Raw genomic sequence first — 6,578 nt, 5'->3', positions numbered from 1 at the left:
CATGCCGTGCTCGGCACCATTACATTGACAGTCGTCGCGGCCGTTGCCCAAACCATTTTCGGACTGGTGGTCATGACGGCAGGTTTTGGTGCACTCATCAAATGGCTGCCCGACGTTCATGTGCGCTTCAAAAACGCCCTTGTCGGCGGTGCGGTAGCGGCGGTGTTGTTTTCTGTGGGAAGACATCTGTTCGGGCTTTATCTAGCACACGCTGGGACCGCGGGTTCCTTCGGAGCGGCAGGGTCTCTGGCCGTCCTCATGATGTGGCTGTACTTCTCAGCCGCAGTGTTTCTCATCGGCGCGGAAGTGACCGCGATACTTGAGCCATCTCGTCAACCGAAGGCACCGGGTGTTCACCAGCAATAGCACAAGCGAGCGCCGCACCCGAGTTTTCGTTCGATTATAGGCAGCGCGTTGCGCGGATGATGGCGCGCTCCAAGGCGGCGCCGGGCAGCCAATTATTAGCGGCCATTTCAGATTTCGCGAATATCAGGCGGAGCGGGCTCGATAAAAACTCAAGAAGGGCGGCGGGGGCTGTCCGCCGGACCTTCGGCATAAACTCGAGTGAGTGCCTATGGGAGATGCGATGGACTCCAGTGGCGGTCAGTCATGGAACAATGACGTCGGTGGCGCATTGGCCTCTGCCTTGGCTAGCGGAAGCCTTCTCGTTGCCGTGTATGGTGCGGACGACACGTTGCGTTATGCGAGCGCGGCATTCAGACAACTGTTTCAACTGGACAGTGTCGATGCCACGATGACGTTTGACGACCTCATCAGGAGGGGAGCGTCGCGTAATTGCGGTCCCCGAATTGACTGCGGCGATGTCGCGGCCTTCATCGTGGAAACGCAGACACGAAGGCGGCATCAACCCGGGCAGCGCTGCTTTGCCACCGACACGCTGGACGGACGGTGGTATTGGATGACCGAGACGTTGCTTGAGAGCGGTTGGATTATCGTTTTCGGCTCGGAAATTTCACCACTTAAGCATTCAGAGCTTGCGTTGACAAAAGCGCACAGCGAGGCGTTGTACGAGGCACGTACCGATTTTCTGACGGGTTTGCCTAACCGTCGGCATGTTCTTTCATATCTCGATATTGTTATTTCCACGTTGCCGGCTCTCCAGAGTGCCCAGACACCACTATCCATTGCGCTGGCGGACCTGGACCGGTTCAAGTCAATTAATGATGGTTTCGGCCATCTCGCCGGAGACGATGTCTTACGGGATTTCGCGCACCTTGCGCGAACGACAACGAGACGTTCGGACGTTATCGGGCGGGTCGGTGGAGAAGAGTTTCTGGTGGTCATGCCGGGCACTACCCCGGAGGAAGCAAAAGCTGTCCTCGAAAGAATGAGGAGCGCAGCTGAGGCGCGGGTGGTTCCGGTAACGGCGGGGCGCGAGGTGCGCTACACGCTGTCGGTCGGCATCACTGAGGTGTCGCTTGCGGATTCGGTCGACGATGCGTTCGGTCGTGCCGACGCGGCGTTGTTTAGGGCAAAGAAACTTGGGCGTAACCGCGTCTCCGTCGACGGTGTGGATGACGCGTGAAGGAGCTTAAGGCCCCGGTTGTCCGCGACCGTCCGACGCCATTCAGGCGAAGTTATGCAGTCCACGGCCGGCGTGAAGCGGGCTATCGCTGATTCATCGACGTGAGCGCCAGCTGCGCGTTGCATGTCGTTCATCGCAATCAGCCAGGACTGCCGGCGCTCTGGCAGCCGACAGCGCGTCCTTTCCGTCATTCAAACTGTAAGGAAACAAAGTTACATTGCGCGCCGATGAAAACCAAAGATGAGAATGGCATGAAACAAGAAACGCAATTTGCGGAGGAGAAGCGGATGGAGACGTTTTCGTCGACGTCCACCCCGGGATACGCAAGCAATCATCCCGTCACCCGAGCTTTTGACACCTTTGCGAGCGCAGTGACGAGGTGGGCTGGCTCGCCGGTCGCTTTCGGCCTCGCGGTGATTTCGATTGTCGCGTGGCTCGTATCCGGTCCCATCTTTCATTATTCAGAGGGCTGGCAGCTCATTATCAACACGGGGACCACCATCGTCACGTTCCTGATGGTTTTCCTTATCCAACAAAGCGCGAACAAAGACAGCGTCGCGCTACACCTCAAATTGAACGAGCTGCTGGCATCGCACCGCGGGGCTAGCAACAAACTCATTGGCATCGAAGATGCGTCCGAGGAAGAGCTGCGTAAGATTGCTGCGGCCTATCTCAAACTCGCGTCTGAAAAAGACGACGGCAAACACACGGCAGACGTCGAACGCTGCGTCGCCGATGCACAGGACAAGCCTTCGCGCACATGAAGCGTTGTTGGGCCAGGGTAGATAACCTTAGCGCCCACTTTGTCACCCGCGACGGCCTTTGAGCGGTAGCTTGCTTAAAACCAGGTGTGGCTCCTGGATCGGGCTGCCAACCGTCGGCTCTCGGCAGCACTAGCCCTGCTGATACCCTTAGGTCTTCGCGATTGACGCGCTCCTTCGAGGTCGAAACACCGAGTTCCTGTCCCCTTGTTGGATGCGCGCGGCGTCAAGCTGGCCGTCTTGAATAAAGGACGAGGTCACCGGGCAGTTCTTTCTGCGCATGGATTTCGAGGTTCCGGCGGGGTCTTTCCCGTCCGACGCGGGAACGGTGGGCGTCATGTGCGGCGTGCACTGTTGAGCGCACTCAAAGAAGAAATGCCGCGGCATCAGGTAGCCCACGCATGGGGAGTCTGCTGAGGTGTCACAAGCGCGATGGAGCGTTTTTGAGCGGCAGGCGCACGGGGGCTGGGTAAGCGCGGGTTGCGTTTTTGCACCCCATCAGCCTTATTGCCACGCAGTCCAACAAAGATGCGTGCAAATTCTAAAATTAGGGTTTATACTTACTTCGTCTCCTCCATGTCTGCACTGATATGGATTGTGCCCGCCATCAGAGCGGGCTTTTTTTCGTCCTCGATCTCATGACAACCGTGGATCGGTTTTTGCGAGTCGTTTGATGCAGCCCAATTCAGGCGCATAACCGAATATGGAGGTTCGCGATGAACAAGGATCAAGTGAAGGGCACCGCTGAGAAGGTCAAGGGCAAGGTTAATGAAGCGGTGGGCAACGCCACGGACGATCCGGCGCAAAAAGCCAAAGGCCAAGTGCAGCAAGGCGTTGGCGAAGCGCAAAAGCAGTATGGCGATCTGAAGGACGATGCGAAGAAGCGCAAGCCCTGACAATCGTAGGCATTGACTAAGAGAACGCCGACGCTGCCGACGTTCTCAAACTTGACTAGCGAAGTGGGCATCACACCACAAATGTAAGTATAAGTAAGCGCTGTGTGGGGTCTCCCACATAGCGATGCGCTACTCACCAACTAATATGGTCTCGCTGACCGACAAAAAGCGCCCAACGATAAAACTATAATTCAGAGGCAACAGGTCAGTTACGAGAGAAACATCATCGAGGCGGTAACGGGGGTTTCCACCTTGATTTGAAGGCCCGGCATTCGTGTCCAGGCCTTTTTCCCTTCAGTACTTGCCGATGTTTCATATCTCCATCTCGCGCTTCGTCGCAATTTCCAAAGCGAATGTTTTCGTGCTACCCAGTGTCATCGACCGGCCCTGAATCCCGCGCGGCGAAGAGCATCTAATCTACCGACATCGTTCCTCCAAGCATCGCGATTGCCGGCGTCATTCCTCCTGGCATCATGACCGGTCTAGAATAACGGCGTCTAATGAGTTCCATCAACAGGTCGCCGATCACCAAAAAAAGGCCGACGCGATCCTGTCGCAGAGCGGGATCGACGTTTATCAGCAGGTCATGCGTTCGGGCGGACGGTAGGAGACGCATCGATATCCAATCGCGCAGTCATTAACTTGGGACCGTCGTGAATAAGCTCCCCTATTTCGTTGCAATTGGCGCGTCCGGGGCAGAAGGATTGAGCGATATCGTCAGCCTTCTCAACCTATGGCCGAAAGAGGTGAACGCCGTCCTCATAGTCGTCCTGCACCGCTCAAGCGAAAAACCAAGTAGCCTGATAGAAGTTTTGCTGAGACAGTGCCGAGGAATGGCGCTCGACGTCGCCCACGCCGGGCAACGGCTCGTGCCTGGCACGACGTATATCGGGCCGCCCGATCGGCCCCTGACCGTCTTGGATGATGGATCTGCATATCTGATTGATGGCAGCCGCGAACGGCTTAGGAACCAAACGATTGACGTGCTGTTCGAGTCGATCGCAGCAAACATCGGAAAACGCTCGGTCGGGATCGTCCTCTCGGGCTCGCTCCACGATGGCTCTCGAGGGCTCGCCGCGATACATCATGCAGGCGGACTGACATTCGTTGGATCCAGAAGGCAAGCCGTTGGGAATGCAACAAAACGCAATTGACTTCGACGGACCCATAATGTTCGTCGGGAGCGCGGTGGATATCACCCAGGTGCCAGGAAACATACTTCCCATCGACCGATGGATACGATGAAAACCAAAATGAACCGCCGCTTGATATATCGTAACGCGCCAATCCACGCAGACAATCGGTATTGAAAGCCTCCCCGCGACAACACGGTCAAACGCTAATGACCCAGTTCGCGGAAACTCAAGGCAGAGACGCACTGTCCACGACCGCAATCTGTGAAAAGCCTCAACGGAGGGCATGGCGCTTGCTGGAAATGAACATCCATTTCCAGAGGAGAGTCAAATGTCTGGGTCCATAAGCCAGGCGGGATTGTCAAAACATCCGGCATCTATAAAGTCGTGAAAGAACGCGACGGTGCGGCTGCTTTCGAAGTAACGTGCGTTGAGGGCGAACATTTTCCGCCCACGCGAAGTGGAAAGGGTGCCCATTACGAACTCGTGCATGCGGCTACCCATTCGCACAAGCACGAGGAACTCGGTTCCAAAGACTCCTAAGTGTGTGCCGTGAGACTGTAATGCGGCATGCCTTCCCGTCTGCCACCGATGCTAGCGCGCACAAAACTCAAGCTTCAAGGAGATCGCAAGGCTATGGATCTCGACAGCGTGAAAGCAAAGCTGGCTTCCCTGCTTTGCGATAAACCGCGCGGCAGCACTGCTGATATCACTGAGGAAACCGTCGTCTGCTGGAACGGCGAGCGATTGCTCAGAATTCACCTTTGCGCCGATCATCCCGGCTTCGACGACATGTTCGACCTCGACCATGACTTCTGCGGAGGCGTGAACGAGCATTTAGAGGAGTGGTTTGCGGACCCACGCTTTTCGCAGCGCCCCGACCTACTCGAATGGTTGCACCACTCGGGCTTGCCCGGCATCCCCAGAGCAGAGGCTTAATCTTCATGGCCGGGCGCTGGAATTCCCCGAGCCGAAAGGCGCCCAAGCGGGCCGTGGAAGATCCGCCCGGCACGATGCCGTCACTCATCGAACCGCAACTCGCGACGCTTGCTAGCCGCGCGCCGACCGAAGGTGAATGGTCCTATGAGATAAAGTTCGACGGCTATCGGATGTTGTGTCGAATCGAGAACGGGACATCTCGAATTTTTACCCGCAACGGGCATGATTGGTCCGACCGCTTGCCCAAACTCCTCGTGGCACTTAATAGGCTCCCCGTCGATGATGCGTGGCTGGACACCGAGGCCGTCGTGCTCAATTCCGCGGGCATGCCCGACTTTAACGCGCGTCAAAACGCGTTCGATCGACGGAGCACTTCGGAAATCCTGCTTTTCGTATTCGATCTGATGTACCTCGATGGCACCGATCTGCGCGAGCAGCCACTTCATGCGCGCCGTGCCATCCTGTCGGATCTGATGGGTGAGGTCCATAGCGAGCTGCTGCGATACTCGGAAGATTTTGCGCAAGACCCCGCCTCACTGGTCGTGTCCGCTTGCAAGATGCAGCTCGAGGGCGTCATAGGCAAGCGCGCCGGCGCTCCCTATCGCTCAGGTCGATCCACGGATTGGATCAAACTCAAATGCCGTCTGCGCCAGGAATTTGTCGTCGCTGGCTTTACCCGGCCTAAGGGCGCGAAATCAGGAGTTCGGTCGCTCATGCTGGGCATCTATGAACCGGATGGATCATTGCGGTTCGCCGGCACGGCGAAGCAAAACCTCCGGCCCTCGCAGCTTTCCTCTCTTCAGAGAAAGGCGAAGGTACTCGTACGCAAGACGAGCGCTTTTTATAATCCGCCGCCGCCGGACAAGGATCGGGACTACGTCTGGCTGGAGCCGCTCCTTGTCGCTGAAATATCGTTCCTGGAATGGACACCCGGTGGAGAAGTGCGCCAGCCGATCTTTCCGGGGATGCGGGAGGATAAGCCCGCGGAGGCCGTTACGGAAGAACCGGTGGTCGACGTCGAGAACGGCGAGCCAGTCGAGGCGCAAACAGGATCGACCCGCGTTCAACCTGGTCGGCGTGGCAACGTGACGCTTTCTGGGCAAAAGATATCCAACGCCGAACGCGTCATCGATCGGACCACGGGCCTGAAGAAGATTGACCTCGTGCGCTACTACGATGAGATAGCCGAATGGGCGTTGCCGTATCTGCAAGATCGGCCGGTGTCGCTGGAACGTGCACCTGATGGGATAGAGGGCGAGCTTTTTTTCAGAAGCACGAGGAAAGATCGCGCATTCCCGGCATT

At 57.0% G+C, this 6,578-nt stretch carries 8 protein-coding genes; all 8 read left to right on the top strand.

Annotation, left to right across the window (positions count from 1 at the left end):
• The coding region (locus tag JWR14_RS33995) for a YhjD/YihY/BrkB family envelope integrity protein (RefSeq protein ID WP_299718245.1) at positions 1-366 on the top strand (366 nt) is incomplete at its 5' end.
• Between the two features lie 220 nt (positions 367-586).
• Complete coding sequence (locus JWR14_RS33990; protein WP_299718243.1) at positions 587-1,546, top strand: GGDEF domain-containing protein; 960 nt, start codon at positions 587-589, stop codon at positions 1,544-1,546.
• A gap of 251 nt (positions 1,547-1,797) precedes the next feature.
• The gene (locus tag JWR14_RS33985) at positions 1,798-2,310 is read left to right on the top strand and encodes a low affinity iron permease family protein (protein WP_299718241.1); all 513 of its coding nucleotides are present in this window, start codon (positions 1,798-1,800) and stop codon (positions 2,308-2,310) included.
• A gap of 713 nt (positions 2,311-3,023) precedes the next feature.
• Positions 3,024-3,203, top strand: a complete 180-nt coding sequence (locus tag JWR14_RS33980) for a CsbD family protein (protein WP_299718239.1) — start codon at positions 3,024-3,026, stop codon at positions 3,201-3,203.
• 653 nt (positions 3,204-3,856) lie between these two features.
• Entirely contained in the window at positions 3,857-4,357 is a 501-nt protein-coding gene (locus JWR14_RS33975) for a chemotaxis protein CheB (protein ID WP_299718236.1), read from the top strand.
• Between the two features lie 291 nt (positions 4,358-4,648).
• Complete coding sequence (locus JWR14_RS33970) at positions 4,649-4,879, top strand: hypothetical protein (RefSeq protein ID WP_299718247.1); 231 nt, start codon at positions 4,649-4,651, stop codon at positions 4,877-4,879.
• Positions 4,880-4,972: 93 nt separating this feature from the next.
• Positions 4,973-5,275: a hypothetical protein gene (locus JWR14_RS33965; RefSeq protein ID WP_299718234.1), complete on the top strand. Its 303-nt coding sequence runs from the start codon at positions 4,973-4,975 to the stop codon at positions 5,273-5,275.
• Positions 5,276-5,328: 53 nt separating this feature from the next.
• Positions 5,329-6,578 (top strand): DNA ligase D (gene ligD, locus JWR14_RS33960; RefSeq protein ID WP_299718231.1); only part of this gene is annotated, 1,250 nt, incomplete at its 3' end.

It is taken from the genome of Caballeronia sp. (assembly GCF_028292365.1).
In the GTDB taxonomy this organism is placed as follows: Bacteria; Pseudomonadota; Gammaproteobacteria; order Burkholderiales; family Burkholderiaceae; genus Caballeronia.
Note: the sequence above shows the minus strand (reverse complement) of the source record. Positions and strands in the feature narration are given on the sequence as shown.